Annotated in this window: 23 protein-coding genes; 2 read left to right on the top strand and 21 right to left on the bottom strand. The window is 61.9% G+C overall.

The features are described from left to right. Positions 1-19: 19 nt before the first annotated feature. Positions 20-505 (top strand): cyclic pyranopterin monophosphate synthase MoaC, encoded by a 486-nt coding sequence (moaC, locus tag AC1DUB_RS16865; protein ID WP_477730494.1) that lies wholly within the window; start codon positions 20-22, stop codon positions 503-505. 6 nt (positions 506-511) lie between these two features. Here moaC and AC1DUB_RS16860 read toward each other — a convergent pair whose 3' ends face one another. The 11 genes from AC1DUB_RS16860 to sucC all read right to left on the bottom strand — a co-directional run bounded on the left by AC1DUB_RS16860 (position 512) and on the right by sucC (position 11,165). Next, positions 512-2,056 carry a Wzy polymerase domain-containing protein gene (locus AC1DUB_RS16860; protein WP_477730493.1) on the bottom strand — a complete coding sequence of 515 codons (1,545 nt, stop codon included), beginning with the start codon at positions 2,054-2,056 and terminating at the stop codon, positions 512-514. A 95-nt stretch (positions 2,057-2,151) separates the two neighbouring features. Beyond that, positions 2,152-3,867, bottom strand: coding sequence for a PglL family O-oligosaccharyltransferase (locus tag AC1DUB_RS16855; protein ID WP_477730492.1), 1,716 nt, complete (start codon positions 3,865-3,867; stop codon positions 2,152-2,154). Positions 3,868-3,966: 99 nt separating this feature from the next. Next, positions 3,967-4,515, bottom strand: coding sequence for a pilin (locus AC1DUB_RS16850; RefSeq protein WP_477730491.1), 549 nt, complete (start codon positions 4,513-4,515; stop codon positions 3,967-3,969). Next, complete coding sequence (locus AC1DUB_RS16845) at positions 4,512-4,676, bottom strand: hypothetical protein (protein WP_477730490.1); 165 nt, start codon at positions 4,674-4,676, stop codon at positions 4,512-4,514. The genes AC1DUB_RS16850 and AC1DUB_RS16845 overlap by 4 nt, the downstream gene beginning before the upstream one ends. A gap of 281 nt (positions 4,677-4,957) precedes the next feature. Further along, positions 4,958-5,749 (bottom strand): MBL fold metallo-hydrolase, encoded by a 792-nt coding sequence (locus AC1DUB_RS16840; protein ID WP_477716421.1) that lies wholly within the window; start codon positions 5,747-5,749, stop codon positions 4,958-4,960. 320 nt (positions 5,750-6,069) lie between these two features. Continuing rightward, positions 6,070-6,741 carry an FHA domain-containing protein gene (locus AC1DUB_RS16835; protein WP_477730489.1) on the bottom strand — a complete coding sequence of 224 codons (672 nt, stop codon included), beginning with the start codon at positions 6,739-6,741 and terminating at the stop codon, positions 6,070-6,072. 33 nt (positions 6,742-6,774) lie between these two features. Next, positions 6,775-7,560, bottom strand: a complete 786-nt coding sequence (locus AC1DUB_RS16830; RefSeq protein ID WP_477730488.1) for a Stp1/IreP family PP2C-type Ser/Thr phosphatase — start codon at positions 7,558-7,560, stop codon at positions 6,775-6,777. Positions 7,561-7,746: 186 nt separating this feature from the next. After that, positions 7,747-7,929 (bottom strand): hypothetical protein, encoded by a 183-nt coding sequence (locus tag AC1DUB_RS16825; RefSeq protein WP_477730487.1) that lies wholly within the window; start codon positions 7,927-7,929, stop codon positions 7,747-7,749. A gap of 295 nt (positions 7,930-8,224) precedes the next feature. Beyond that, positions 8,225-8,926 (bottom strand): TerC family protein, encoded by a 702-nt coding sequence (locus tag AC1DUB_RS16820; protein WP_477730486.1) that lies wholly within the window; start codon positions 8,924-8,926, stop codon positions 8,225-8,227. 159 nt (positions 8,927-9,085) lie between these two features. Further along, entirely contained in the window at positions 9,086-9,979 is an 894-nt protein-coding gene (gene sucD / locus AC1DUB_RS16815) for a succinate--CoA ligase subunit alpha (protein WP_477716425.1), read from the bottom strand. Between the two features lie 25 nt (positions 9,980-10,004). After that, entirely contained in the window at positions 10,005-11,165 is a 1,161-nt protein-coding gene (gene sucC / locus AC1DUB_RS16810) for an ADP-forming succinate--CoA ligase subunit beta (RefSeq protein WP_477716426.1), read from the bottom strand. 232 nt (positions 11,166-11,397) lie between these two features. On the opposite strand from sucC, the gene argC reads away from it, so the two are divergent. After that, positions 11,398-12,318, top strand: a complete 921-nt coding sequence (gene argC / locus AC1DUB_RS16805) for an N-acetyl-gamma-glutamyl-phosphate reductase (RefSeq protein ID WP_477730485.1) — start codon at positions 11,398-11,400, stop codon at positions 12,316-12,318. Between the two features lie 86 nt (positions 12,319-12,404). Here the strand turns inward: argC and AC1DUB_RS16800 are convergent, their stop codons facing one another. From AC1DUB_RS16800 to AC1DUB_RS16755, 10 genes are all read right to left on the bottom strand, one after another. Then, positions 12,405-13,763 (bottom strand): sigma-54-dependent transcriptional regulator, encoded by a 1,359-nt coding sequence (locus AC1DUB_RS16800; protein WP_477730484.1) that lies wholly within the window; start codon positions 13,761-13,763, stop codon positions 12,405-12,407. Next, the gene (locus AC1DUB_RS16795) at positions 13,756-15,603 is read right to left on the bottom strand and encodes a sensor histidine kinase (protein WP_477730483.1); all 1,848 of its coding nucleotides are present in this window, start codon (positions 15,601-15,603) and stop codon (positions 13,756-13,758) included. Before AC1DUB_RS16795 ends, AC1DUB_RS16800 begins: the two co-directional genes overlap by 8 nt. Positions 15,604-15,713: 110 nt before the next feature. Beyond that, positions 15,714-16,709: a cytochrome d ubiquinol oxidase subunit II gene (locus tag AC1DUB_RS16790; RefSeq protein ID WP_477716430.1), complete on the bottom strand. Its 996-nt coding sequence runs from the start codon at positions 16,707-16,709 to the stop codon at positions 15,714-15,716. Positions 16,710-16,767: 58 nt separating this feature from the next. Beyond that, a complete protein-coding gene (locus AC1DUB_RS16785) occupies positions 16,768-18,129 on the bottom strand; it encodes a cytochrome ubiquinol oxidase subunit I (protein ID WP_477730482.1) in 1,362 nt (453 codons plus the stop codon). Positions 18,130-18,177: 48 nt separating this feature from the next. After that, positions 18,178-18,861, bottom strand: coding sequence for a DUF6781 family protein (locus AC1DUB_RS16780; RefSeq protein WP_477730481.1), 684 nt, complete (start codon positions 18,859-18,861; stop codon positions 18,178-18,180). 10 nt (positions 18,862-18,871) lie between these two features. Next, complete coding sequence (gene phbB / locus AC1DUB_RS16775; RefSeq protein ID WP_477730480.1) at positions 18,872-19,621, bottom strand: acetoacetyl-CoA reductase; 750 nt, start codon at positions 19,619-19,621, stop codon at positions 18,872-18,874. 130 nt (positions 19,622-19,751) lie between these two features. Next, the gene (locus AC1DUB_RS16770) at positions 19,752-20,930 is read right to left on the bottom strand and encodes an acetyl-CoA C-acetyltransferase (protein WP_477730479.1); all 1,179 of its coding nucleotides are present in this window, start codon (positions 20,928-20,930) and stop codon (positions 19,752-19,754) included. Between the two features lie 48 nt (positions 20,931-20,978). Continuing rightward, complete coding sequence (locus AC1DUB_RS16765) at positions 20,979-22,445, bottom strand: PHA/PHB synthase family protein (protein WP_477730478.1); 1,467 nt, start codon at positions 22,443-22,445, stop codon at positions 20,979-20,981. Between the two features lie 42 nt (positions 22,446-22,487). Next, complete coding sequence (locus AC1DUB_RS16760; RefSeq protein ID WP_477730477.1) at positions 22,488-23,819, bottom strand: NAD(P)/FAD-dependent oxidoreductase; 1,332 nt, start codon at positions 23,817-23,819, stop codon at positions 22,488-22,490. Between the two features lie 22 nt (positions 23,820-23,841). Continuing rightward, positions 23,842-25,239, bottom strand: a complete 1,398-nt coding sequence (locus AC1DUB_RS16755; protein WP_477730476.1) for a dicarboxylate/amino acid:cation symporter — start codon at positions 25,237-25,239, stop codon at positions 23,842-23,844. Position 25,240 lies beyond the last annotated feature (1 nt).

Genomic DNA, 25,240 nt, shown 5'->3' with positions numbered 1-25,240 from the left:
GTAAAGGTTTCGTAACAGGATGACAACGACTTCTCCGCTGACTCACTTCGACGCACAAGGCCAGGCCCATATGGTCGACGTGGCCGGCAAGGCCGCAACGCACCGTGTTGCTATTGCCCAGGGTCGCATCACCATGAATCCTGCCACACTGGCACTCATCATCGCAGGCACTGCAAAAAAAGGCGATGTACTGGGTGTGGCCAGAATAGCAGGCATCATGGCTGCAAAAAAAACCAGCGAGCTGATCCCCCTGTGCCATCCGCTGGCACTCACGCGCGTAGCGCTTGATTTCAGGGTCGACGCCGCAAACGCCAGCGTTACCTGCGAGGCGACTGTGGAAACCGTCGGCCCGACCGGTGTGGAAATGGAAGCATTGACTGCGGTGCAAGTGGCCTTGCTGACGATTTACGACATGTGCAAGGCGGCGGACCGGGCGATGATCATGACCGATGTGCGCGTGCTTGAAAAGCATGGCGGCAAATCGGGAAGCTTTGTCAACCCCTGAGTCGCATCACTTCAGCAGCTGAAGACGCTCCGGCGCCGCCGCAGCTTCTTGCGCCCAGCGCGCATGCTCCACTGGAAAGGCCGCCCGATAGCGCGCCAGATGTATCAATGCCTCGTCATCCCGGCCGAGCATGACCGCGCTCTCAATCACCTTTTCGATGATGCGAGGCTCCGGTGAGTAGTGCAGCAGCGCCCTCGCCGTGTCGAAGGTCCATTGCGCATTCTCACGCGTGAGCGGCGTGATGGTCAGTTCTGCAAAACGCACCTGGTCGCGAAACAGCCAGGAGCCGCGAATCTTGGGGAGGGTATCGTCCCGGTATGCCGCGTCGCGATCTTCGGGCGTCAGGTAAATCTGACTGATGCGGTGATAGTCCCAGCCGGCATAGCCTGCTATAGCGATCAACACAGTAGCTGCGAGTGCTTGAACACTAGAGACTGGCGACACCTTGGGTTGACATTCGGGCATCGCCCCCGTTCTGCGATCTCGCCAGAGCAGCCCCAACGACAAACAAAACGCAATCTGAAAGGGGCCGTACCACAGCGGGTACTCCAGCATGCTGTGCAAAAGAATGACGGCCAGCACCCCCCAGGCCATCTGGCGGGAGGGATCGGTCTCACGCCAGGGCCGTTGCCGAAAAACCCACCACATGAAACCTCCGCAAACCAGCAACGCCGCCGGAATGCCCAACTCCACGGCCAGATGCAGGGGCAGGTTATGTGCATTGTCCAATATGTCGCAGAACCTTTCACCTGGATAGAGGGTGATGAAGTGGGCATAGTCAAGTTCTCCCCAGCCCCAACCTGTCCATGGTCTCTCTGCGATCAGATGCACTACGTTTGACCACAGCAGACGCCTGCTTTCACACCCAGACTCCTCCATAATGCGCCCCAGCAGGCCTCCACTTTCAGCGCCTGTCATCAGCTTCAACAGGAACGGCAACGTCATCGCCGCCAGAAAGTACGCAGTCAGTGCGCCCGTGCTCAAAATCACCATTCGCCTTTGCCGCCCGCGTTTCCATAGCATCGCGAGCGCAACTACCAGAAGCCATTGCAACAGACCCGTGCGCGACCGGCTGGCGGCGTTGCCCAGCGCCAGCAGGCAAGCGGCGAGGAGAACCCATTGTGGGAAGCACTTTGTCGCGCCAGAACCAGACATCGACGCAGTCTTTGTATCCCGCTGGACCTGGATCCAGATCAATGCCAGCAAACCGATACTGGTCAGCGTGGCAAATTGATTGCGCTGCCGCAAGTTGGCGAACGCCTCTCCAAGTGCCGTCGTATGAATCAAAACTCCGAATGATTGGGTTTGACCGAAATATTGCAATAACCCCATGCAGGCGCTAAGAGCTGCGGCCAGCAGCCAGCTTGTCGCCACCGTATTGGTGGTTAGCCATGAACGCAAAATCCACACAATCACACCGCAGGCCATGGCCATAATCCAGGGCCAAACAGACGGCGACGGACCGTTGACCACGGGGTTAACCCACGGAAAGACGAGCAAAAATCCTAGCCCGCAGGCAACGATGTGGCGAATAGTGAATGTCTGTGGCAAGGGTGGCCGAGTCCAATGTTATGAGTGGCTATGCAGCGCGGATTGTGCTTCAACAGCATTACTGCACCCAAGTGCCCTGCAGAAGGGCTCCCGCGCTAGGGCAGCTTGAACGTCTCCAATTGCGGGTATTTGCTGCTTGCCAGCTCTCGCCAGCTTGTTTTGATGGCTTCGTAGGTTTTCTCGCCGTGCATGGTCCGCATGACCTTGAGCTGACGGCGAGCCTCATCCGGGTTGCCATTGAGTGCCAACGTCAGCGCGTAGCGATTTTGTGTAGCCACCCAAGGGAAACGCACCGCCGCTTTGCGCGCTGACTCAATACTTTCCGGACTCATCCCGGGAGATGGAACCAATCGGATTCCCACCAAAACGGCATCCATCTGCGTGAGCAAAACGATGTGAGGCCGGTCGTAGCTCGCTGCCGTCTTCCCGATCCGTAAGGCTTCAAAGCGTGCCACCCGAAAATCCTCCTCGATGGCGATGTACTCCCACACACTCCAAGCCAACAGCGCCACGGCCAAAGTGGTGGCGGCAACGGCAGTTAACCATCGAATTTTGATCGCGCGATCAGGAAAAAGCCTCGCCTCCATGACACCGATCGAAAAAGCGACCGGCAACAAAAAATACGCATATGCAAAAGGAAACTCCAGCATGGAATGCACCGCAACAGGAATCAGCAGGGCCATGCAATACCAGGAGTGCAAGTCGCCTCGAATGGCAATCAGCCTCCTCCCCGCCCAGACGAAAAATATGGCCATCGACGCGATCGCCAAGGGATAACCCAACCCCAGCACCAAATCCAGCACAACCGAGTGCGCATATGTGAACGCCTCGCCAACCTGATAGGCGTGTAGAACCGCGTTATGGGCTAGAGGCACTTGGCGCAAACCCCAGCCAAGCCAGGGGTGCAGCATGGAGGCCTCCAACAATTGGGGCCATATTGCCAGGCGAGTTCCCGCGCTGATGTTGCTTGTCAGTGACGTCCCGTCCGTCAACCCGCCTTGCTGCAATTGGTAGCTGGCCAGCGGTAAAAACTTGAAACACACTAGCAGGAGCAGAAGTCCGGCCAGGGGATAAATGACGGAGGTCCTGCCGAAGACCCGCTTGCGGTAAGTCAGCCAGAAGACCGCCAGCGCTACGGCGCTTAACACTCCGCTGCGCGATTCCGTAAGGCCAAGGCCGGCGATCAACAACACAAAGATCAACAGCGCAGCCAGCCCCACTAACTTTTCCCGGCGAAACAAATAGGCCAAACTGGCAATGCCCAGTAGTTGCAAACTGGCGAGCTGATTCGGTTGTGCAATATTGCCGCCGGGGCGCCGCAAGCTGTAGGCACGGGAAATCCATTCGCTGTCTGCCCAGATATCCAGCGTCTGAACAAACGCTACCACGGTAGACAGCAGGGCACCAAGAAGCACCACCACCGCAAGATTAACCAGTTCCTGGCGGGCTACCTCATCGCCTTGAGCTTGAATATTGACACTAGAACTCGTCAACCCTGTTTCGAATCCCACCCCCATAGCCACAAGAACCAACCAGAAATACAAAAGCAATATGGCCAAATCGCCCAAAAAGTGGATGAGTCCGAACATAAATTGCAATACCGCTACAAGCCCGAAGCAGACCCAGACTAGGGCACTGTGAGGTATGTGCACGATAGGGCGTTGCTGCCGCTTGCAGGCGACGAGCATCCCCATGAGCATCACGACAGCCGCTGCAAACGCCAGCACTTCGCCATGCCAACTCACCCAAGGCCCGATGTGCAGGGGATTGAGCCATGCCAGCAGGAGCAGTCCGAGCGCAAAACTATACATGGTTGATCCGTCCGGATCACGCGACGGTATATATGGTCAAGATCAAAAAAAACGCTCCCGGAGGAGCGTTTTCATGGCATTCAAGGTGAAGGCAAGTGTTTAAGACACGCGGCAAGAGCCTGGCAGGAATTTCGGATCTGCCGCTGTTGTTGCAGTTGCACCAGGTCCGCAAACCCAGGAAGAAATGGTTCCACCGGCAGCAGGCGGTACGCATTTCGCAAAGGTGGAGCCATCGTTGGTACCGCTCAGGAAACACGGAGCCATACGAATTTGGCCACCTGTGCTAAAGGTGTTTTGACCAGCAACTCGCACATTGTTGATTCCTTGCGTAGTCACGGTGATAACCATATCACCAGCAATAGGGGTCGCAGCCGCTGGGGAAGTTGTAATACTGGCAATGTATTTGGAGGTGGACACCGAGCTCTCGCAACCAAATCCGTCAGCAGCGGTAGGCAAAGACGTACCGCTCTGAACAACTTCAGTAATGGAAGTGCGGCACTGTGACGCGGCCAGAATTGCTTCAGACATTTTTGCACGGACGGTGTAGTCCTGATACGCAGGCAAAGCCACCGCAGCCAGGATACCGATGATCGCCACAACGATCATCAATTCGATCAGGGTGAAACCCTTTTGGATAGTACGCTTCATGAAAACTCCTTGGTTGAAAAAGCAATGGAATAGAGCAGGTTTCGGGCCAACCCGTCAAAACCTTTAATTCGAGAACTTTCTCCTGCTTTTTTGACAATTCCCAGTCCGCGCAACTGCTCTTTTTTGGCAGGGAGCACCACCCCAAGCGACATTTTTGTCACTTGATGCCGACTGGCCCACCTGCTTGAGGTCCGTCACGCCCGTCAGGACTTTTTCCATGCCGTCCATTTTCAGTGTGCGCATGTCGCTGCTGACGGCTGAAGAAAACAGCTCGGCCACCCGACTCAACCGGAACAACCTAATGCAACTCAACACCTATCGACTCACCGCCGAGATCAGCCTTCCATGCCTCGGTATGGCGCAGCTCTTCGGCGTACTCCCTGATGGGGGAGCTTCTGTGAAGCAAAGAACGCCTTTTGGGGATCCCCTTGCACGAGGACTGTCACAGTTCAAACTCTTGACCCGCCCGCAGCCACCGGATGTCGTGCAAAACATGGTGCGCCAGGTTGCGTGTCTGGTCAAAGCGCTGTATCTCGGCCATGATGAGTTCTGTCTCGGCGGGCTTGGTGTGGGTGATGTAGATGGGGTATTTTTTGCCGCTCGCAATGCAGTCGAGTTCGCCGGCAAGCACATGGGGCGCCAGATGCAGGCTGCGTTTGGCCAGGTCACGCTCGCGATTGCTGAAGGCGGTCTCGATGACCAGCATCGCGACATCCAGCTGATTAATACGGGCCCACAACGCGGGATTGCGCTCGGTGTCGCCGGTAAATACCCAGCAACCCTTACCGGCGCTCACTGCATACCCGACGGCCGGCACCGTGTGCACAGCGGGCAGCACTTCAATATGCTTGCCGGCCAACTCCAGGGTTTGACCGAGCTCCAGCGGATGAAAGCTGATGAAAGGCGTTGCCGGGTCTGGAATTCTTGAGAAGTCAGGCCAGATCGTGTTGTTGAAAATGTGGGCCTTCAGCGCATCAATCGTGCCTTGCAGGGCATGAATTTGTATCGGCGTGGTTTTCTGGCCGGCAATTGCATCCACCATCAGCGGCAACGCGGCCACATGGTCGAGATGCGAATGTGTCAGAAGGACATGGTCAATGCCGCGCATTTCATCGAGGGTGAGATCCCCGACACCCGTGCCGGCATCGACCAGCAAATCATGGTCCAGCAAAAAAGACGTGGTGCGGCAGTCCCTGGCGATGGCTCCCGAACAGCCCAATACACGTACTTTCATGAGGTTTCCACCCTGCCTTGAGGTTACACGGTTTCGAAACTGGATGCGTCATCCCGCTTTGGGTCAAAAGACAGCCAGCCCATGGAGACTACACGCTTCACATGGGTGCGGTAAAGGAACTTTTTGGCGGATTGTCAATATTGTCACGCCCGCGCCAATGCAGACGACGGCAGGGCTGGCCGCTGATCGGCGGCCGGGCAGACATCCGCGCTATCAGCATGTCGCAAATGCCAGTCCCATGCCCGGGCACGCGTCTCATCGAAATTTTGGGCTGGAGACGCCCATGGTCCCGGTCTCCCGCTGGCGGGCAAGAACATCGGTCAGTGCTGCACGAACTGCATCTGCGTCCCGGCCAGTTCCAGCATATCGCCATTTTTCAAACCGACAGGTTCGGCACCAATGGGAACGCCATTGAGCATGGGCTTGCCGGCGCCCTCCACATGGGCCACCACAAAACCCTGAGGTCTTTTGGTAATGGCCGCCACCGCCACGCCGGGCTTGCCGATGGTGGTCACGACTTTGACCAGGGCCACTTCCCGGCCGGCGGCCGCGCCGGACATGACCTTGATCGCCCCATGCAGACCCACACTCGCTGCGTCTGCCGTCACGGGGGCTGCCGCAGGAGCACCACCAGCAGCCGCAAGTGCCGCGAGGGCTGCGGATGCCGGCTTGATGACCATCGTCTTCTCGTAATCGGGCGCAGCCGCTTCGTTCACATACTTGATTTTGTACTTGCCAATTTCGACCAGATCACTGTTTTGCAGCAACCGCTTCTTGATCGCCTTGCCGTTGACATACGTGCCGTTGGTGCTGTTGAGGTCTTCGAGATAGACCTCGTTGCCGGTCATTTGCAGAACGGCGTGCTCACCGCTGACAGCCAGGTTGTCAATGACGATATCGTTGTAGGGCCTGCGCCCCAAAGATGTCCGGTCTTTCGTCAACTGGACCTCCTTGATCACAACGCCATCAATAGAGACGATCATTTTCGGCATGGCCGACTCCTGTGTAGTATTTCAGTCACCGCTTCATTTTCCCAGTATTCTGGACAGAAGGCCGCGCTTGGCCGAGTCTTCTTTCGCGTGCGCCAGCACCACTGAAATATTATCGCGCCCCCCGCCTTCATTGGCAGCGACAACCAGTTGCCTGGCCTTGTACTCCAGCGTTCCGTCGCCGAGGAGGATGGCACTGATGGCCTCATCAATCACCATGTCTGACAGGCCATCCGAACACATCAGGTAGACGTCGTCGGCCTCCACACGGTACTCGTTGACTTCAACCAAAACCGTGTCTTCCACGCCGAGAGCGCGTGTCACCAGATTCTTGTTCACCGAAGTAAGGGCCTGCTCCGGGGTGATCAGGCCGGCGTCAAGCTGCTCCTGCAGCAAGGAGTGATCCTTGGTGAGTTGCCGGAACTCCCGGCCACGTATGCGATAACAGCGCGAATCTCCAATATGCCCCAGCATCAGGCGGTTGTCCTGAAAAACACCCACCACCAGCGTCGTGCCCATCCCTGTGTATTGCGGATTGGAGTTGGCAGCGTTAAAGATCGAGTGGTTCGCATTTTCCACGCAAATCTCCATGGCCCGGCGCACTTCCTTGGCATTGGCGTACCGGCCGGCCTGGGACAGCCAGCGCCCCATCTCCGACTTGATGAAGGCTGCAGCCATGCCGCTGGCAATTTCACCGGCGTTATAGCCACCCATCCCGTCGGCCAGGATACAAAGCCCCGTCTGGGCATCAACGGCCACGGCATCTTCATTGTTGTCCCGCGTCAAACCAGGGTCTGTTTGAGTGCAAATCTCGTAAATCATCTTTTTCGTGTTATCACTTGGAATTTCGGTCGTCAGCGGGAGTCGGGGCAACGGGTAGTTCAATCCCTGCGCGGGCCAGGACCATCACGGCATCACTTGCATCATAGGCCCTTGCCGAACATGCCCGAGGCGCCGCCAGCAAAGAGTGAGCCAGAGGCGTATCGCATGGGGGCACTGTCGCGCGTTTCAGAGGAGCACCCGCTGCGGCTGACGCAGGCCGGGCAGGCACTTCGCGCGGTCGGGGCCGGCAAAGCCATTCCAGGAAACCGCCAGCGCGCGCCAAGCCCAGCCGTCATCCGGCATGCCAAAACCGACACCATTTGCCAGAGAATTGAGCCACCTCCCGGTCCTTGTCCTGATGCCGTCCATAGCCATCGCCGCTTTTTATCAGTTGTTTTGCGCACCTGCAGATCCCGTCAAACTGTATCCCTCAGGTTACAAGTCGCCCTGTCTCTGACATTAACAGAGGGGCTGCGACCGGACAAGGCACTTTTACACGCCTGGCGCACTTACTGTTGCAAATTGGTGTTTTTTGGCAAGGCGCGACAGCGCGGCCATACGCGGCGCCTGGAGCGGGAGATCCGCCAGGCCCGCCGTTTGAGGCTTGTTAACAGCCCCCGACCCGTCGGCTGGAAAGCAAACGAGTCAGGTCATCCCCTGAAACTCAGGTGGCCGATTGTTTCTTTTGCTGAAGTTTTGTGAGGTAAGTCCCCAGCGCCACGACCAGGACAGCCCCCAGGATGCCGCCAAACGTAACCGTTTGCTCACCGACAACGCCAAATTGGGTCGTGACGGCCGGATCGGTCAGCAGCATTTCACCCGCCAGGAATCCAAGCAGGGCAGCACCAATCGTGATAATGATCGGGAAGCGCTCCATGACCTTGGTGAGCAGCGTTGCGCCGAAAATAATCAGCGGAATGCTCACCAGCAGACCCAGCACCAGCAGGGGCAAATTACCCTTCGCGGCTGCGGCCACGGCCAGCACGTTGTCCAGACTCATGACCAGGTCAGCAATCAGGATGGTGCGGATGGCGGCCATCATGCCGTTGATATGATGACCTTCACCGTCTTCTTCTTCTTCGCCCTTGAGCAGGTCCACGCCAATGTAAACGAGCAAAATGGCGCCGATGATCTTCAGGTAGGGCAAGGTCAACAGCTGGATTGCCACAATGGTCAGGACGATCCGCATGACGATGGCTGCGGCACTACCCCAGAAAATCGCCTTGCTCCGCTGATGCGGCTCCAGCGTCCTGGCAGCCATGGCAATCACCACGGCGTTATCACCCGACAGGACGATATTGGCCAGCACGATGGAGCCAAAGGCGCTCCAGAAAAGGGGGGACATCAAGTCCAGACCAAAAAACATGGTATCTCCTGTTATGAATTAAAAAAGCGCCGGAAAGCGCTTTTTTGTTTTTGATGAGTCTAAGCCCCATTGGGGCTCGCCACGATTGGTATTACTGCTTACGCACTTGACCGCGATCAAGTTTCCTGAATCGAGTTTTGACCCGACGTCTTGCGCGTCTTAGAGCAACGCCTTGAGCAGCTTGGCCATTTCGGAAGGATTGCGCGTCACGGTGAAGCCGCACTCTTCCATGATGGCCAGCTTGGCGTCGGCCGTGTCGGCACCGCCGGAAATCAGCGCACCTGCGTGGCCCATGCGTTTGCCGGCCGGTGCAGTCACGCCAGCGATGAAGCCGACGATCGGCTTTTTCATGTTGGCCTTGCACCATTGGGCCGCTTCGGCTTCATCGGGGCCGCCGATCTCGCCAATCATGATGACGGCATCGGTGTCAGGGTCGTCGTTGAAGGCTTTCATCACATCGATGTGCTTCAGGCCATTGATCGGGTCACCACCAATGCCCACGGCGCTGGACTGGCCCAGGCCGATTTCGGTCAGCTGCGCCACGGCTTCATAGGTCAGCGTGCCGGAGCGGCTGACCACGCCAATGCGGCCCTTGCGGTGGATGTGACCGGGCATGATGCCGATCTTGATTTCTTCGGGCGTGATGAGACCTGGGCAGTTGGGTCCCAGCAGCAGGGTTTTCTTGCCGCCAGCAGCTTCCTTGGCCTTCATGCGGTTGCGCACTTCCAGCATGTCCCGCACGGGAATGCCTTCGGTGATGCAGATCGCCAGATCGAGGTTGGCTTCCACAGCTTCCCAGATGGCGGCTGCCGCGCCGGCTGGCGGCACATAAATCACCGACACCGTCGCACCGGTGGCTTTGGCGGCTTCGGTGACGTTGGCATAAATCGGGATGCCTTCGAAATCTTCGCCGGCTTTCTTCGGGTTCACGCCAGCGACGAAGCACTCTTTGCCGTTCGCGTAGTCGCGGCACATGCGGGTGTGGAACTGCCCGGTCTTGCCGGTGATGCCTTGCGTGATGACTTTGGTGTGTTTGTTGATGTAGATCGACATGCTTGTTTCTCCTGGGCTTGATGGCTTACTTCACGGCAGCGACGATTTTGGTCGCGGCCTCGGCCATGGTGTCTGCGGCAATGATGGGCAGACCGGAGTCCGCCAGCATTTTCTTGCCCAGGTCTTCGTTGGTGCCCTTCATGCGCACGACCAGTGGAACCGACAGGTTCACGGCCTTGCAGGCGGTGATGACGCCATCGGCGATGGTGTCGCACTTCATGATGCCGCCAAAGATGTTGACCAGGATGCCCTTGACATCGGGGTTCTTCAGCATGATCTTGAAGGCTTCGGTGACTTTCTCCGCGGTGGCGCCGCCGCCCACGTCCAGGAAGTTGGCCGGCTCGCCGCCGAACAGCTTGATGGTGTCCATGGTCGCCATGGCCAGTCCGGCACCGTTGACCAGGCAGCCGATGTTGCCGTCCAGGCTGATGTAGGCCAGGTCGAACTTGCTGGCTTCGACTTCGGCAGGATCTTCCTCGTCCAGATCGCGGAAGGCCACGATTTCAGGGTGGCGGAACAGCGCGTTGGGGTCGAAGTTGAACTTGGCGTCGAGTGCCTTGATATTGCCGTTGCCTTCGAGGATCAGCGGGTTGATCTCGGCCAGGCTGCAGTCGGTTTCCATGTAGCACTTGTAGAGCTTTTTGAGCACATCCACGGCCTGGGCGGTGGAGCCCGGCGGCACGGTCATGCCGTCGGCCAGCTCCTTGGCCTGTGCATCGGTCAGGCCGGTGGCCGGATCGATAAACACCTTGATGATTTTCTCGGGCGTGGCGTGGGCCACTTCCTCGATGTCCATGCCGCCTTCGGAGGAGGCCATGAACGCCACTTTCTGGGTGGCGCGGTCGGTCACGGCGGACACGTAGTATTCTTTCTTGATGTCGGCGCCGTCTTCAATCAAGAGGCGGCGGACCTTCTGGCCTTCAGGGCCGGTCTGGTGCGTGATCAACTGCATGCCGAGTATTTCGCCGGCGAGCTTTTTCACTTCATCAATGCTGCGGGCCAGCTTGACGCCGCCACCCTTGCCGCGGCCGCCCGCATGGATTTGAGCCTTGACCACCCAGACAGGGCCGCCCAGCTTCTGTGCGGCTTCGACCGCTTCCTGCACGGTGAACGCAGGAATCCCGCGCGGCACTGGCACACCAAAATTGCGCAAGATTTCCTTGCCTTGGTACTCGTGAATTTTCATGAAAAACCTTCAGAATTCAGTAAAAAAGGAGTGCAACAGGAATTTGGAAAGAGACTGTTGAAAATACGAAACAGGCCCCGAAACACCATGTTAACGGTCACTGCAGGCAGCAAGATGGAACTGTATCATGCTGCGATGCACAATTATTGTGCGGTTCTTACTTAGCAATTTAGCCCCAGACAGGCGCTCCCGGGCAGTCACCGGTAACCCGTCCGTCCCCCTGAAAGTTCTTATGCCCAAAATTTTTATTGATGGAGAAGCCGGAACCACCGGCCTGCAAATCCGTGAACGGCTGCAAGCCATGCCCCACATCGAGCTGGTCAGCATCGCACCCGAGCTGCGCAAGGATGCGGCGGCCAAGCGCGACCTGATGGCACAGGTGGACCTGGTGATTCTGTGCCTGCACGACGACGCGGCACGCGAATCAGTCGCCATGATAGACGCACTGCCAGGCGACGGGGGCAAAAAACCCAAGATCATCGACGCCTCCACCGCCCACCGCACCACGCCGGGCTGGGTTTATGGCTTTCCGGAGCTCACCGCCACGCAACGCGCCGCCGTGGTGGCGGCGGATCGCGTCGGCAATCCGGGCTGCTATGCGACCGGCGCAATTGCACTGATCCGGCCGCTGGTGGATGCCGGCCTGATTGCGGCCGACTTCCCCCTGAGCCTTCCCTCGGTGAGCGGCTATTCCGGTGGCGGACGGCAGATGATCGAGGCTTATGAGGCGGGCACCGCGCCCCTGTTCGAGGTTTACGGCTTGGGCCTGGAGCACAAACACCTGCCCGAAATCATGAAATACACCGGCCTGACGCGCCGCCCGGTGTTCATTCCGTCGGTTGGCAACTTCAAGCAGGGCATGCTGGTGCAGCTGCCGCTGCACCTGGATCTGCTGCCTGGCAAACCGACGACCGCGCAGCTGCACGACGTGCTGGCCCGGCATTACGCAGGCAGTGAATGGGTGACGGTGGAAGCCGCGCCCGACTCCGGCAAGCTGGATGCCTTGGCGCTCAATGACACCAACAAGATGGAGTTGCGCGTGTTCGGCAACGAAACGTACCGCCATGCGGTGCTGATTGCGCGGCTGGACAACCTGGGCAAGGGCGCATCCGGTGCGGCCGTGCAAAACCTGAAATTGATGCTGGACCTGTAATTTCGCCATTTTGCTATTAAATTAGTAACACACTGCGCAACCGATTCATCGAAAGAAAAAGCAGTTGACCGCTTGCCATCGCTGACTCAATCCTCCTGTCTGAACGCGTCTATGGAGATTTGCAGGCGACGAAGCTTGTCATACAGAGTCTGCTTGGGCAGCCCAAGCGCTTTGGTGGTGTGAGCCACATCACCGTGATGGCGCCTCAGCTCTTCGGTGATCATGGCGCGCTCGAAGTGCTCGACTTGCTCCGGCAGGCTGCTGGACAATGCGTGAGTCGCTGTTGTCAAATTCAGGCAATCCCCCAGCAAACCCAGCACGAAGCGGTCCGCCACATTGTGCAACTCGCGCACATTGCCGGGCCAGGCATAGGCAATCAACTCGGCCAGCTGCGAACTGCTGAGCAGGGGCGCAACCCGTTGGTAGCGGCTCGCCGCCAGCAGCGTGAAGTGTTCGAATAGCAGCGGGATGTCCTCGCGCCGCTCGCGCAGTGGCGGCAGTTCGATGAAGGCCACGCCGATCCGGTAGTACAGGTCGGCACGGAATTTGTGCCTGTCACTCAGGCTTTTCAAATCGTCCTTCGACGCGGCGATCACGCGGCAATCGACGGGGATCGCCTTGTTGGAGCCGATGCGCTCGATGCTGCGTTCCTGCAAGGCGCGCAAGAACTTGATCTGCACGGCCATCGGCATGCTCTCGATTTCGTCCAGGAACAAGGTGCCGCCCTGGGCATGCTCGAACTTGCCGATGCGCACGCGCGTGGCGCCGGTGAAGGAGCCCACTTCGTGGCCGAACAGTTCGCTCTCGGCCAGCGCCTCGGACATGCCACCGCAGTTCAGCGGCACATAGTTGGCGCGGCGCCGGTCACTGTGCTCGTGCAGGCAGCGCGCCACCAGGTCCTTGCCGGTGCCGGTCTCGCCGTAGATCACCACGTCGGCCGACGTGGCCGCCAGGGTCAGCACGGTGCGGCGCACCTGCTGCATCTGGGCCGAGCGCCCCAGCAGCACGGCCTGGATGCCATGCCAGTTCTCCAGTTGGTCGCGCAGCGCCTGCACCTGCAGCGTGAGATACCGCTTTTCGGCGGCGCGGCGCACCACCGCGACCAGGTGCTCCGATGAAAAAGGCTTCTCGATGAAGTCATAGGCCCCCTGGCGCATCGCCTGCACGGCCATCGCGATGTCGCCGTGGCCGGTGACCAGGATCACCGGCAGATCGGCGTCGATGGCGCGAATCTCGTTTTGCCAGTCGGTGCCGCTCATGCCGGGCAGCTTGACATCGCTCAGCACCACGGCCGGCACGCCGGCCCGAATGCGTGCGCGCGCCTCCTCGACCGAGGCAAAGCTGTCGACGGCCAGCCCGGCCAGCTCCAGCGCCTGGGTGCTTCCCAGGCGTACATCGGCGTCGTCCTCGACGAAGATCACCCGGATGGGCTGTGCGTCACTCATGGGTTTCTGTCTCCTGTGGATTGGCCAGTGGCAATTCGATTTCAAAGCAGGCGCCTGCGCCATCCAGGTTGTGGGCCCGCAGGCTGCCGCCGAACTCGCGCACGATGTGCGCCGAGATCATCAGGCCCAATCCCAGACCGGTGCCGGCCGGCTTGCTGGTGATGAAAGGCTCGAACAGGTGCGCCAGGATGTCGGCGCGAATGCCGGGACCGGTGTCGCTGACCCGGATGAGGCAGCGGTCCGGCGCCGGGTCGACCACGCCGGCTTGCACCTGCAGGCGCCGCAGCGGGGACGCCGCCATGGCATCGATGGCATTGCCCAGCAGATTGACCAGCACCTGCTCCAGCCGCGCCTCGTCGGCCAGGGCGGCCAGGGCGGCGGGCTGCACCTGCACCACCAGTTCCACGCCGTTATCGCGCAGGCGTTGCGAAACCAGGAACTGCGCGTTGGCGATGACCTGCTGCAAGGCCGCCGGCACGCGCACCGGGCTGGCTTTGTGGGCAAACGCCTTGAGCTGGTAGGTCAGGCGGCCGAGGCGATCCACGAGGTGCGCAATGCGCAGCAGATTGCCGCGCACGTCGTCCAGCCGATCCTGCTCCAGCAGCACGCAAGCGTTGTCCGACAGCGTGCGCAGGGCGCCCAGCGGCTGGTTGAGTTCATGCACCACACCGGCCGACATCTGGCCCAGCGCGGCCATTTTCCCGGCGTGCACCAGATCGCTTTGCGTGGCCCGCAGATCGGCCTCGATCGCCTTGCGCGCCTCGACCTCCTCGCCCAGCAAGGCCACGGTGCGTCGCAGTTCGGCCGTGCGCACCGCAACCTTGGCTTCGAGGCTGTCGTGTGCGGCCTGCAGTGCAGTTCGGCTGGCGAGCTTGTGATGTATGGCGCGCTGGCGCTGCCACAGCACCATCGCCAACAGCAGCAACACCGAAGTGCCCAGCGCGGCGGTGATGGCGGAATAGCGGGCGCCGGCGCGTACCGGCGCCATCTCGTCGAGCACCACCAGGCGCCAGCCGGACTGGCGCACAGGCCGCGCCGAGCTCAGGTAGCCGATGCCGTCCACGCTGGCCAGGACCGGATCGCCGGGCTGGCGTTCCGCCTCGCGCCAGTCCAGCGGTGCCAGCGTGGCCTCACCGTAGGGCCGCGTGCTGACGATATCGGCCAGCACCTGCGGCGCCAGCGCGGTCAGCGGCCGGAACTTCCATTCTTCGCGCGAGGACAGAATGACCACGCCGCGTTCATCGACCAGCAGCACCGTGCCGGGGAGTTTTTTCCAGGCGGCTTCCGCCTCTTCAAGGTTGACCTTCACGGTCGCCACGCCACGCTGTGGCCCCTGGCGCGGCAAGGCGTAGGACAGGTAGTAGCCGGCGCGCTTGCTGGTGATGCCGACGCCGTAAAAGCGGCCCCGGCCGTGCGCCAGCGCTTCCTTCACGTAAGGCCGAAACGAGAGGTCCGTGCCGACCGGCGTACCCGGATCACTCCAGTCAGAGGCGGCCAGGGCGACGCCCGCACGGTCCAGCACATACAGATTGGACGCGCCCGCCGTGGCGTTGATGCCCTGCAGGTAACGGTTGACCTCGTCGCGCAAAACCGGGTTGCCGGGGGCGGCCAGCAGGGCGAAGACGCCGGGCGTCATCTCCAGCAGCGAAGGCAGGTACTCGTAACGCGCCAGATCGCTCTCCAGCCCCACACCCACCATGTCGAGCCGGTGCCCGGCCGCATCGCGCAGGCGATCGAGCCCGGACCGCATGGCCGCATCATGAGTCGCCTGCGCGGCGGCCGCGATGATCGCGAGCGATACGATCCAGCCCAACGCGCGGATGGGCCAGGTTTTTTTCAAGCCGGTCTCTACCCGGCGCACGCCATTCGGGGTGATGATCGCGGCTCCTTGCAAGAACGGCTCAAGTGTGCCACGAAGCAGTCCGCGTTCATCTAGACAGGCATGCGCGGTCATGCGTACTTGAGCTCGGTCGCCTTGCCGCGGAACACGCGGTACGAGAACACCGTGTAGGCCGCGATCGCCGGCACCGAGATGCATACGCCGAACAGGATGACTTTTAGCGCCGCCGGACTGCTGGCGGCCTGCCAGATGGTCAGGCGGTCGATCACCACATACGGATAGAGGCTGTAAGCCAGCCCCAGAAAGCCCAGCACGAACACCCCGATCAGCAGCACGAACGGCAACCAGCACAAGGGCCCGCGCACGATGCGGGTGTCGAGCAGGCGGCGCACGGTCAGCAGCGCCGCGACAGTGACCAATGGAATGGCCATGAGGGCGATCACTGCCGGCAGCGTGAACCAGCGCTCGCGCACGGTGGCGCTGATCCATGGCGTGGCCAGCGAGATCAGCGCCAGGCCGACGACCATCGGACCCCAGGCGATCTTGGCCCAGTCGATTGCCTTTTGCTGCAGGGCGCCCTCCGTCTTCATGATCAGCCAGGCGGCACCGAGCAGCACGTACGCCATCGGCAGTGCCGCGGCGATCGCGGCGGCAAAGAGGGGGTAGTTCCAGCCCTCGCCGAACCCACTGACGTAGCGGCCGAGCATCCAGCCCTGCGCCACGGCGGCGAGGGTGGAACCGGCAAAGAACATCCGGTCCCACATCGGCTTGTGGTCGGCCTTGGCCTTGACGCGAAAATCGAACGCCACACCGCGTAGCGTGAGGCCCACCAGCATCAGCGCCACGGGCAGGTAGAGCTCGCTGAGCACCAGGCCATGCGCCTTCGGAAAGGCGACCAGCAAGATACCGATGCCCAGCACCAGCCAGGTTTCGTTGGCGTCCCAGAACGGCCCGATCGACGCGATCAGCACGTCCTTCTCGGCATCGTTGGCGCGCGGCAACAGCATGCCCACGCCCAGGTCGTAGCCGTCGCTGATCACGTAGATCAGCATGGCCACGCCCATCAGCGCCATGAAGATCACCGGCAGGAACTCGTCGAAAGTCATTGCATAACCTCCGCCCTGCGGGCTGCGGTGCCATGAGCCTTGGGAGCGGCCCGGCGGCTCATACCTGGCTCCCAGCGACCACCGCAGCCGGCATGTCGGTATCGGGGTCCAGGACGTGCCCAGGCTTCTCGGCCATGTATTTGATGACCGCCACGTAGGCGAGGATCAGCGCGAGGTAGAGCGCCACGTACATCGCCAGCGTCAGCGCGATCATCGGCGCCGGCACGGCGGACGCCACATCGGCGGTGCGCAGCAGGCCGAACACGATGTAGGGCTGGCGCCCGATCTCGGTCACGTACCAGCCGGCCAGGGTCGCCACCCAGCCCGAAAAGGTCATGCCGGCCAGGCCCCACAGCAGCCATCGCGGCAGCCAGTGCGCCTGCCACCCGCAGCGGCGGTACAGCCACCAGCCGGCCCAGCTCACCAGCAGCATCAACACACCCATGCCGACCATCGCGCGAAAAGCGAGGAACATGGGCAGCGCCGGTGGGTGGCGGTCGCGGAATTCGTCCAGGCCCTTGATCTCGCCATCGGCCTCGTGGGTGAGGATCAGGCTGGCCAGCTTCGGGATCGCGATCTCGAAGTGGTTCTTGCGCGCCTCGCCATCCGGCAGGGCGAACAGCAACAGCGGTGCGCCGCGCGCGGTCAGCCACACGCCCTCCATGGCCGCGATCTTCTGCGGTTGGTGCTTGAGCGTGTTCAGGCCGTGCAGGTCTCCGACGAAGATCTGCACCGGGATCAGCAAGGCCGCGAGCGTCAGGCCAACCCGCAGCACCTTCGGGGTCGACGCATTGGCGCAGCCTCGCAGCACCTGCCAGGCGCTGATGCCGGTCAGCAGGAAGGCCACGGTAAGTGCCGAGGCCAGCAGCATATGGGTGAGGCGGTACGGAAACGAGGGGTTGAACACCACGTCGAACCAGCTCTTCACGTGGAACTGGCCGGCGATCACTTCATGCCCCGCCGGTGTCTGCATCCACGAGTTCAGCGCCAGTATCCAGAAGGCGCTGAGCGTGGTGCCGAAGGCCACGAAGAAGGTCGACAGCAGGTGGACGCGCTCGCTGACACGGCCGTGGCCGAACAGCATGATGCCCAGGAAACCTGCCTCCAGGAAGAATGCCGTGAGCACCTCGAAGGCGAGCAGCGGCCCGGCGACATTGCCCACCTGCTCCATGTAGCCCGGCCAATTGGTGCCGAACTGAAAGCTCATGGTGATGCCCGAGACCACGCCCAGCGCGAACGTCAGCGCGAACACCTTCGTCCAGAAGCGATAGGCGATGAGCCAGGCGCCGGCGTGCGTGGTCAGCCAGCGCCAGCGAAAGAACAGCAGCATCCAGCCCAGCGCGATGCTGATGGTCGGAAACAGGATGTGAAAGCTGATATTGGCCGCGAACTGCATGCGCGCCAGGAGAATGGGGTCCATGAGACTTTTCCTTTTCTTAAGGTCACCCCGCAATCTGGCGCGCGACGCTCAACCGCGACGGGCGCGGCCGGCGGCCGCCTTGGCCTGCGGCTGCAATCCCTCGGACATCCCGATCAGCACGCCGCTGACCAGCGACGCGTAGCTGTCCATCATGGCCTGCGTGGCGCTCATGCTGGTGGCGCGGCCTGCTCGCATCGCTGTGCGGGCCTGCTCCACCAACTGTTCCACGGCGGCGCTCGCCTGGTCACCCGTGTCGGTGCCCTTGCCCTTCATGGTTTGGAGCACCTGCTGCCACGGCGCTTGCAGAGAACTGCCGGCGCCCTGTGTGGCCTTGGAGACGGTGGTGAAAAAGACGTCCTCCATCTTCTCCAGATGGGCCATTGCGCCCTTCATCTGCCGGTCCTTCAGGTCCAGGCCCTGGTCGATGAACTGCTGCAAGGCCTTGCGGTGGGCCTCGACGGCCTGCAGCAACGCGCCATCCATGCCCGCAAAGGCCTTGCCCAGCATGGCTTCGACATCAACCGCGTTGGCCGGGTTCTGCGCGGCGCCGGTGGAGGCCGCCTGCGTCACCGTCTTCAGCACCTTGCGGATGTTGTCCAGCGTCAGCTCGCGCCCCTGCAAGGCTTTCAGCGTGACCTCGCTCACGGTCTTGCGCAAGGTTTCGCCCTGCTTGGCGGTGGCCTGCGCGAATTGGGCGACCAGTGCGTCCTGGTCGATTCCTGACTTGATCATGGTCTTGTCCTCATTGCATGTGTTGACCGCCGTTGATGGCGATATTGGCCCCGGTCACGAAGGCGGCTTCTTCAGAGGCCAGATAGATGATCAAACCCGCCACTTCTTCGGGCTTGCCCAGGCGCCCGACCGGAATGTTCGGCAGGATCTTGGAGTCCAGCACCTCCTGCGGGATGGCGGTGACCATCTTGGTGCCGATGTAGCCTGGCGAGATGGTGTTGACGGTGACACCTTTTTTCGCAACCTCCAGTGCCAGCGCCTTGGTGAAGCCGTGCACGCCGGCCTTGGCCGCCGAGTAGTTGGTCTGGCCGAAAGCGCCCTTGGAGCCGTTCACCGAGGACACATTGATGATGCGGCCCCAGTTGCGCTCGACCATGCTGTCGGCGACCTGCTTGGTCATGTTGAACAGGCTGTCGAGGTTGGTACGCAGCACCGCGTCCCAGTTGACCTTGTCCATCTTCTTGAAGGTCATGTCGCGCGTGATGCCCGCGTTATTGACCAGCACGTCGACAGCGCCCAGCTTTTCCTGCACCCGCGCCACCGCGGCGTGGCAGGAATCGATGTCGGCCACGTCGCAGGGTACGGCCAGGATGTCATAACCGTTGGCCTTCATCTGGGCCACCCACTCGGCGTGCTTGGTGTTGCCGGGCGAGTAGGTCACCGCGACTTTATAGCCGGCGTCCACCATCTTGGTGGATATCGTTTCGCCCAGGCCGCCCATGCCGCCCGTGACCAGAACCACGCGTGTTGCTTGTGTCATTTAATTTCTCCTTGTTGAAACTGTGTCAGATGTATCTCGGTCTCGTCCAGCGAACACCGCGGAACCGGCTTTGCCGGGCCGCTGGTGTTGCCCCCTTGAGGGGGAGGCGCCGAAGGCGCTTCGGGGGGAGTCACATTTCTACGGCCAATGCCACACCCATGCCGCCGCCGATGCACAGCGAGGCCAGGCCCTTGCTGGCGCCACGGCGCTTCATCTCATGCAGCAGCGTGACCAGGATGCGGCAGCCCGAGGCGCCGATCGGATGGCCGATGGCAATGGCGCCGCCGTTGACGTTGATCTTGCTGGTGTCCCACTCCATCGCCTGGTTGACCGCGCAGGCCTGCGCGGCAAAGGCCTCGTTGATCTCCATCAGGTCCAGATCCTGCGCCGACCAACCGGCCTTTTTCAGGCACAGCTGCGAGGCAGGAACCGGACCCATGCCCATGATGGTGGGGTCCAGGCCGGCGCTGGCGTAGGCGCGGATCACGGCCAGCGGCTTCAGGCCCAGCGCCGCGGCGCGCTTGGCGCTCATCACCAGCACGGCGGCAGCGCCATCGTTGAGGCCCGACGCATTGCCGGCGGTCACCGATCCGGCCTTGTCAAAGGCCGGGCGCAGGCCGGCCAGGACGTCGGCGCTGGTCTTGCGATTGACGAACTCGTCGGCCGTGAACACGATAGGGTCCCCCTTCTTCTGCGCAATCGTGAAGGGCAGGATCTCATCCGCGAATTTGCCCGCATCCTGTGCCGCGGCCGCCTTTTGCTGCGAGGCCAGCGCCAGCGCATCCTGCATTTCGCGCGTGATGCCGTACTTTTTGGCCACATTTTCAGCCGTGGTGCCCATGTGGTACTGGTTGTAGACGTCCCAGAGACCGTCGGTGATCATGGTGTCGATCAGCTTCCAGTCGCCCATGCGCTGGCCGTCGCGCGAGCCCGGCAGCACGTGCGGCGCGGCGCTCATGTTCTCCTGCCCGCCCGCGACGACGATCTCGGCGTCGCCGCACTTGATGGCCTGGGCGGCCAGCATCACCGCCTTCAGCCCCGAGCCACAAACCTTGTTGATCGTCATGCCCGGCACGCCCTGCGGCAGCCCGGCCTTGATGACGGTTTGTCGCGCCGGGTTCTGCCCGGCGCCGGCCGTGAGTACCTGACCCAGTATCACTTCGCTGACCGCGTCGCCGGGCACACCGGCCTGGGCCAGCAGCCCGCGCACGACATGGGCGCCCAAGTCGGGCGCAGCGGTTTTGGCCAGGGTACCGCCGAACTTGCCCACAGCAGTGCGGGCAGCGGCGACGATGACGATATCGGACATAAAAGCTCCTTCAGGGGTGGATAACGGTGAAAAAATGAACCGGCGGCGTCATGCCGCCTTTTCCTTGACGTATCGGCCCGGTGCGGGCTCGATCACGGGAAACTTGCGTGTGCCGGCCTGCTTGGGCGCCTTGACCTGCGCCCCGGCATGGCCTGCCAGCCAGTCGGTCCAGGCCGGCCACCAGCTGCCGGGGACCGATTGCGCAGCGTCCAGCCAGTGTTGCGGCTCGATGTCGATGTCGCCCACCCAATGGTTGCGCTTGTTCTTGGCCGGCGGGTTGATCACGCCGGCGATGTGGCCGCTGGCACCCAACACGAACGTGGTGTCGCCGCCCAGCAGCCGCGTGCTGGCATAGGCGGTGCGCCAGGGCACGATGTGGTCATCGCGCGAGGCATAGAGGAAAGCGGGGACCTCGATGCGGCCGAAGTCCACCGCCTCACCGCACTGTTGCGTGGCCCCGGGCACCGACAGCTTGTTTTCCAGGTAGGCGTTGCGCAGATACCAGCAGAACATCGGGCCCGGCAGGTTGGTGTCGTCGCCATTCCAGAACAGCAGATCGAACGCCGGCGGCGCCTTGCCCTTCAGATACCCGTTGACTACATACGGCCAGATCAGGTCGTTGGCGCGCAGCGACGCGAACACCTGGGCCAGCTCACGCCCTTGCAGCAAGCCGCCGTGGCCGATGGTGGTTTCACGCATCGCGACGCCGCGCTCGTCCACGAGCTGGCCGATCTCGCCGGTGTCCGAGAAGTCCAGCATCGTCGTCAGCAGCGTCATGCTGGACGCCTTCTGCTGGCCGCGTGCGGCCAGCACCGCCAGCGCGCAGGCCAGCAAGGTACCGCCGACGCAGAACCCCAGGGTATTGACGCGATCGGCGCCGCTGATCGCCTGCGCCGTGTCGATGGCGGCGATCACCCCCAGTTCGAGGTAGTCGTCCCATCCCAAGTGTCCTTGGGCGGCCGACACGTTGCGCCAGGAGACCAGGAACACGGTATGCCCTTGCGCCACGGCATGTGCGACCAGCGAGTTCTCCGGCTGCAGATCAAGGATGTAGTACTTGTTGATGCATGGCGGCACGACCAACAGCGGCCGCGCGTAAACCTTGGGGGTGGCAGGGGCGTACTGGATGAGCTGGATCAGCTCGTTCTCGAACACGACGCTGCCTGGCGTGGTAGCCACGTTGCGGCCAACCTCGAACGCCTGGTCGTCAGTCATCGAGATGCGGCCCTTGGCCAGATCCTGCAGGAACAGTCTCATGCCCTCTACCAGGCTTGCGCCGCCGGAATCCACCGCGAGCTGCAGCGCCTCGGGATTCGTGGCCAGAAAGTTGGCGGGGCTGAGCGCGTCCTGTACCTGACGCAGGGCAAACTGCCACTGCGCCTTGGTCTGCGCGTCGGCCGGTGCGGCATCAAGCCAGAATGTACTCGCCTGTGTGCCCAGGGTACGCAGCGTGGTCTGCTGGGCGCTTAATAGATCCTGGATCCAGGCGCCGGGGTCGCGGGATGGTGTAGTCATGATGGTTGTTTCTCGACGTTGTGCTGCAAGGACAGGTGACGTTCAATGCAGCTTCACATGCGGCTCGGTGCGCCGCACAATCAGGCGTGCCAGGGTGTCGAGCGCGACCTTGGGGAAACCGTGCAAGGCCAATTCATGCATCTTGTAAAGCGAGACATACATCAGCCGCGCGAACAGGCCCTCGACCATCAAGCCGCCCATCATGTTGCCCACGGTGCTGAATTCACCAAGCGAGACGAGCGAGCCGAAATCGCGATAGCGGTATTCGCGCAAGGGCTTGCCGGCCAGCCGGCGCCTGATCTGCCCGGCGATGTGCGAAGCCTGCTGGTGCGCGGCCTGGGCCCGGGGCGGCACAAATCCGCCCTGGCCCTGGTTGGCCTGCGGCCATTCGCAAGCCGCGCAGTCGCCCATGGCGAAGATGTTCTCGTCCCGCGTGGATTGCAGCGTGGGATGCACCACCAGCTGGTTGATCCGGTTGGTTTCCAGGCCCGCGATGTCCTTCAGGAAGTCCGGCGCCTTCACGCCGGCGGCCCACACCACCAGTTCGGCCGGCAGCACGCGCCCATCGGCCAACCGGACACCGCCCGCGTGGACTTCGGCGACCTTGGCGTCGGTGTGCACCTCCACGCCCAGCTTGCGCAGCAGGTCTGAGGTGGTTTGCGACAGGCGCGGTGGCAGCGCCGGCAGCACGCGCGGGGCTGCCTCGATGAGCGTCACCTTGATGTCCTTGTCGGCATCGACGCGGTCCAGGCCGAAAGCCACCACCTGTCGCGTCGTGCGGTGCAACTCGGCAGCCAGTTCGACCCCGGTCGCGCCGGCGCCGATGATGGCGACGTGCAGTTGCTCGGGCCGCAGCGGCGTGGCCTGGGCATGAGCGCGGATGCAGGCATTGACCATGCGGGAATGAAAGCGCAGCGCATCGGCCGCGCACTCCAGCCGCATGGCGTGCTCGCGCACGCCGGGCGTTCCGAAGTCGTTGCTCTGGCTGCCAACGGCCATCACCAGCGTGTCGTAGCCGAACACGCGCCGCGGCGTGACCTGCTGGCCCTCGTCGTCGATATGGGGCGCCACCAGCACCTCACGCCGCTCGCGGTCCAGCCCCACCATTTCGCCGACGCGGTAGCGGAAGTGATGCCAGTGCGACTGCGCCAGGTAGCCAACCTCGTGCGCGCTCATATCCATGCTGCCGGAGGCGATCTCGTGCAGCTTGGGCTTCCAGACATGGGTGCGCGTCTTCTCGATCAGCGTCACCTCCGCCTTGCCACGGCGGCCCAGCGTATCGCCCAGCCGGGTGGCGAGTTCCAGCCCGCCCGCGCCGCCGCCGACGATGACGATGCGGTGCGGCGTGCCGGCGCGGAGAGTGGCTGCGCTCATGATCGAACTTCCGGGAGATCCATCAGCGCGCTGCGGGCAGCGGCATGTTCGGCGCGACCTGGTCGGTGCGCGCGGCCTGGGCCGCCGTGGGCGCCGGCATGTGGTGCTCGACCTGGTCCAGCACGGCTTCCGGCTCTTGGGCCTCGGCTTCGGTTTCGTTATTGAGCTGTCGCTGCATGCGCTGCATGTCCAGATCACCCGTCCAGCGCGCCACGACCACGGTGGCGACGCCATTGCCGATCAGATTCGTCAGCGCACGCGCCTCCGACATGAAGCGGTCGATGCCCAGGATCAGTGCCAGGCCGGCCACCGGCACCCCGCCCACGGCGGACAGGGTCGCGGCCAGCACGATGAAGCCGCTGCCGGTGATGCCTGCCGCACCCTTGGAGGTGAGCAGCAGCACGCCCAGCAGCGTCAGCTGCTGCGTCAGCGTCATCGGGGTGTTGGTGGCCTGCGCGATGAATACCGCGGCCATGGTCAGGTAAATCGAGGTGCCGTCGAGATTGAAGGAGTAACCGGTGGGAATCACCAGGCCGACCACGGACTTGCGCGCGCCCAGGTTCTCCATCTTGGCCATCATCCGCGGCAGCACCGACTCGGACGACGAGGTGCCCAGCACGATCAGCAGTTCTTCCTTGATGTACTTGATGAACTTCCAAATGGAGAAGCCATGCAGTTTGGCGATGAGCCCCAAGACCACGAAGATGAAAAACAGGCAGGTGAGGTAGAAGGTGCCCATCAGCTTTCCCAGCGAGAGCAGCGAGCCGACGCCGTACTTGCCGATGGTGAAGGCCATCGCGCCGAAGGCACCAATCGGGGCGACCTTCATGATGATGCCGACGATGGAGAACAGCACGTGCGAACCCTTTTCGATGAGGTCGAACACCAGGGTGCCGCGGCCGCCGAACTTGTGCAGCGCGAAGCCGAACATCACCGAGAACAGCAGCACCTGCAGGATCTCGCCCTTGGCGAAGGCATCGACCACCGTAGCCGGGATCACGTTGAGCAGGAAGTCGACTGTGCCCTGCATCTTGCCGGGGCCGGTGTAGGCCGCGATGCTCTTGGTGTCGAGAGCGGACGGGTCGACGTTCATCCCGACGCCTGGCCCGACCAGGTTGATGATGACCAGCCCGATCACCAGCGCCAGGCTGCTGACGACCTCGAAATACAGCAGCGCCAGACCGCCGGTCTTGCCAACCTTCTTCATGTCCTCCATGCCGGCGATGCCTACCACCACGGTGCAGAAGATGATGGGCGCGATGATCATCTTGATCAGCTTGATGAAGCCGTCACCCAACGGCTTCATCGCGGCGCCCGTTTCCGGATAAAAGTGGCCCAGCAGCACGCCGATCACGATGGCCGTGATGACCTGGAAATAGAGCGACTGGTAAAAAGGCTTGGGGGCCGTGTCTTTGTCCATG

The organism is Polaromonas sp. P4_F9 (genome assembly GCF_056401235.1).
Note: the sequence above shows the minus strand (reverse complement) of the source record. Positions and strands in the feature narration are given on the sequence as shown.

Coding starts and splice junctions, on each gene's coding strand:
- argC (WP_477730485.1), top strand. CDS start 11,398: ATGCCCAAAATTTTTATTGATGGAGAAGCCGGAACCACCGGCCTGCAA.
- AC1DUB_RS16785 (WP_477730482.1), bottom strand. CDS start 18,129: ATGGACCCCATTCTCCTGGCGCGCATGCAGTTCGCGGCCAATATCAGC.
- moaC (WP_477730494.1), top strand. CDS start 20: ATGACAACGACTTCTCCGCTGACTCACTTCGACGCACAAGGCCAGGCC.
- AC1DUB_RS16790 (WP_477716430.1), bottom strand. CDS start 16,709: ATGACTTTCGACGAGTTCCTGCCGGTGATCTTCATGGCGCTGATGGGC.
- AC1DUB_RS16800 (WP_477730484.1), bottom strand. CDS start 13,763: ATGAGTGACGCACAGCCCATCCGGGTGATCTTCGTCGAGGACGACGCC.
- AC1DUB_RS16855 (WP_477730492.1), bottom strand. CDS start 3,867: ATGTATAGTTTTGCGCTCGGACTGCTCCTGCTGGCATGGCTCAATCCC.
- phbB (WP_477730480.1), bottom strand. CDS start 19,621: ATGACACAAGCAACACGCGTGGTTCTGGTCACGGGCGGCATGGGCGGC.
- AC1DUB_RS16765 (WP_477730478.1), bottom strand. CDS start 22,445: ATGACTACACCATCCCGCGACCCCGGCGCCTGGATCCAGGATCTATTA.
- sucD (WP_477716425.1), bottom strand. CDS start 9,979: ATGTCGATCTACATCAACAAACACACCAAAGTCATCACGCAAGGCATC.
- AC1DUB_RS16770 (WP_477730479.1), bottom strand. CDS start 20,930: ATGTCCGATATCGTCATCGTCGCCGCTGCCCGCACTGCTGTGGGCAAG.
- AC1DUB_RS16850 (WP_477730491.1), bottom strand. CDS start 4,515: ATGAAGCGTACTATCCAAAAGGGTTTCACCCTGATCGAATTGATGATC.
- AC1DUB_RS16825 (WP_477730487.1), bottom strand. CDS start 7,929: ATGGACGGCATCAGGACAAGGACCGGGAGGTGGCTCAATTCTCTGGCA.
- sucC (WP_477716426.1), bottom strand. CDS start 11,165: ATGAAAATTCACGAGTACCAAGGCAAGGAAATCTTGCGCAATTTTGGT.
- AC1DUB_RS16760 (WP_477730477.1), bottom strand. CDS start 23,819: ATGAGCGCAGCCACTCTCCGCGCCGGCACGCCGCACCGCATCGTCATC.
- AC1DUB_RS16830 (WP_477730488.1), bottom strand. CDS start 7,560: ATGATTTACGAGATTTGCACTCAAACAGACCCTGGTTTGACGCGGGAC.
- AC1DUB_RS16840 (WP_477716421.1), bottom strand. CDS start 5,749: ATGAAAGTACGTGTATTGGGCTGTTCGGGAGCCATCGCCAGGGACTGC.
- AC1DUB_RS16755 (WP_477730476.1), bottom strand. CDS start 25,239: ATGGACAAAGACACGGCCCCCAAGCCTTTTTACCAGTCGCTCTATTTC.
- AC1DUB_RS16835 (WP_477730489.1), bottom strand. CDS start 6,741: ATGCCGAAAATGATCGTCTCTATTGATGGCGTTGTGATCAAGGAGGTC.
- AC1DUB_RS16820 (WP_477730486.1), bottom strand. CDS start 8,926: ATGTTTTTTGGTCTGGACTTGATGTCCCCCCTTTTCTGGAGCGCCTTT.
- AC1DUB_RS16780 (WP_477730481.1), bottom strand. CDS start 18,861: ATGATCAAGTCAGGAATCGACCAGGACGCACTGGTCGCCCAATTCGCG.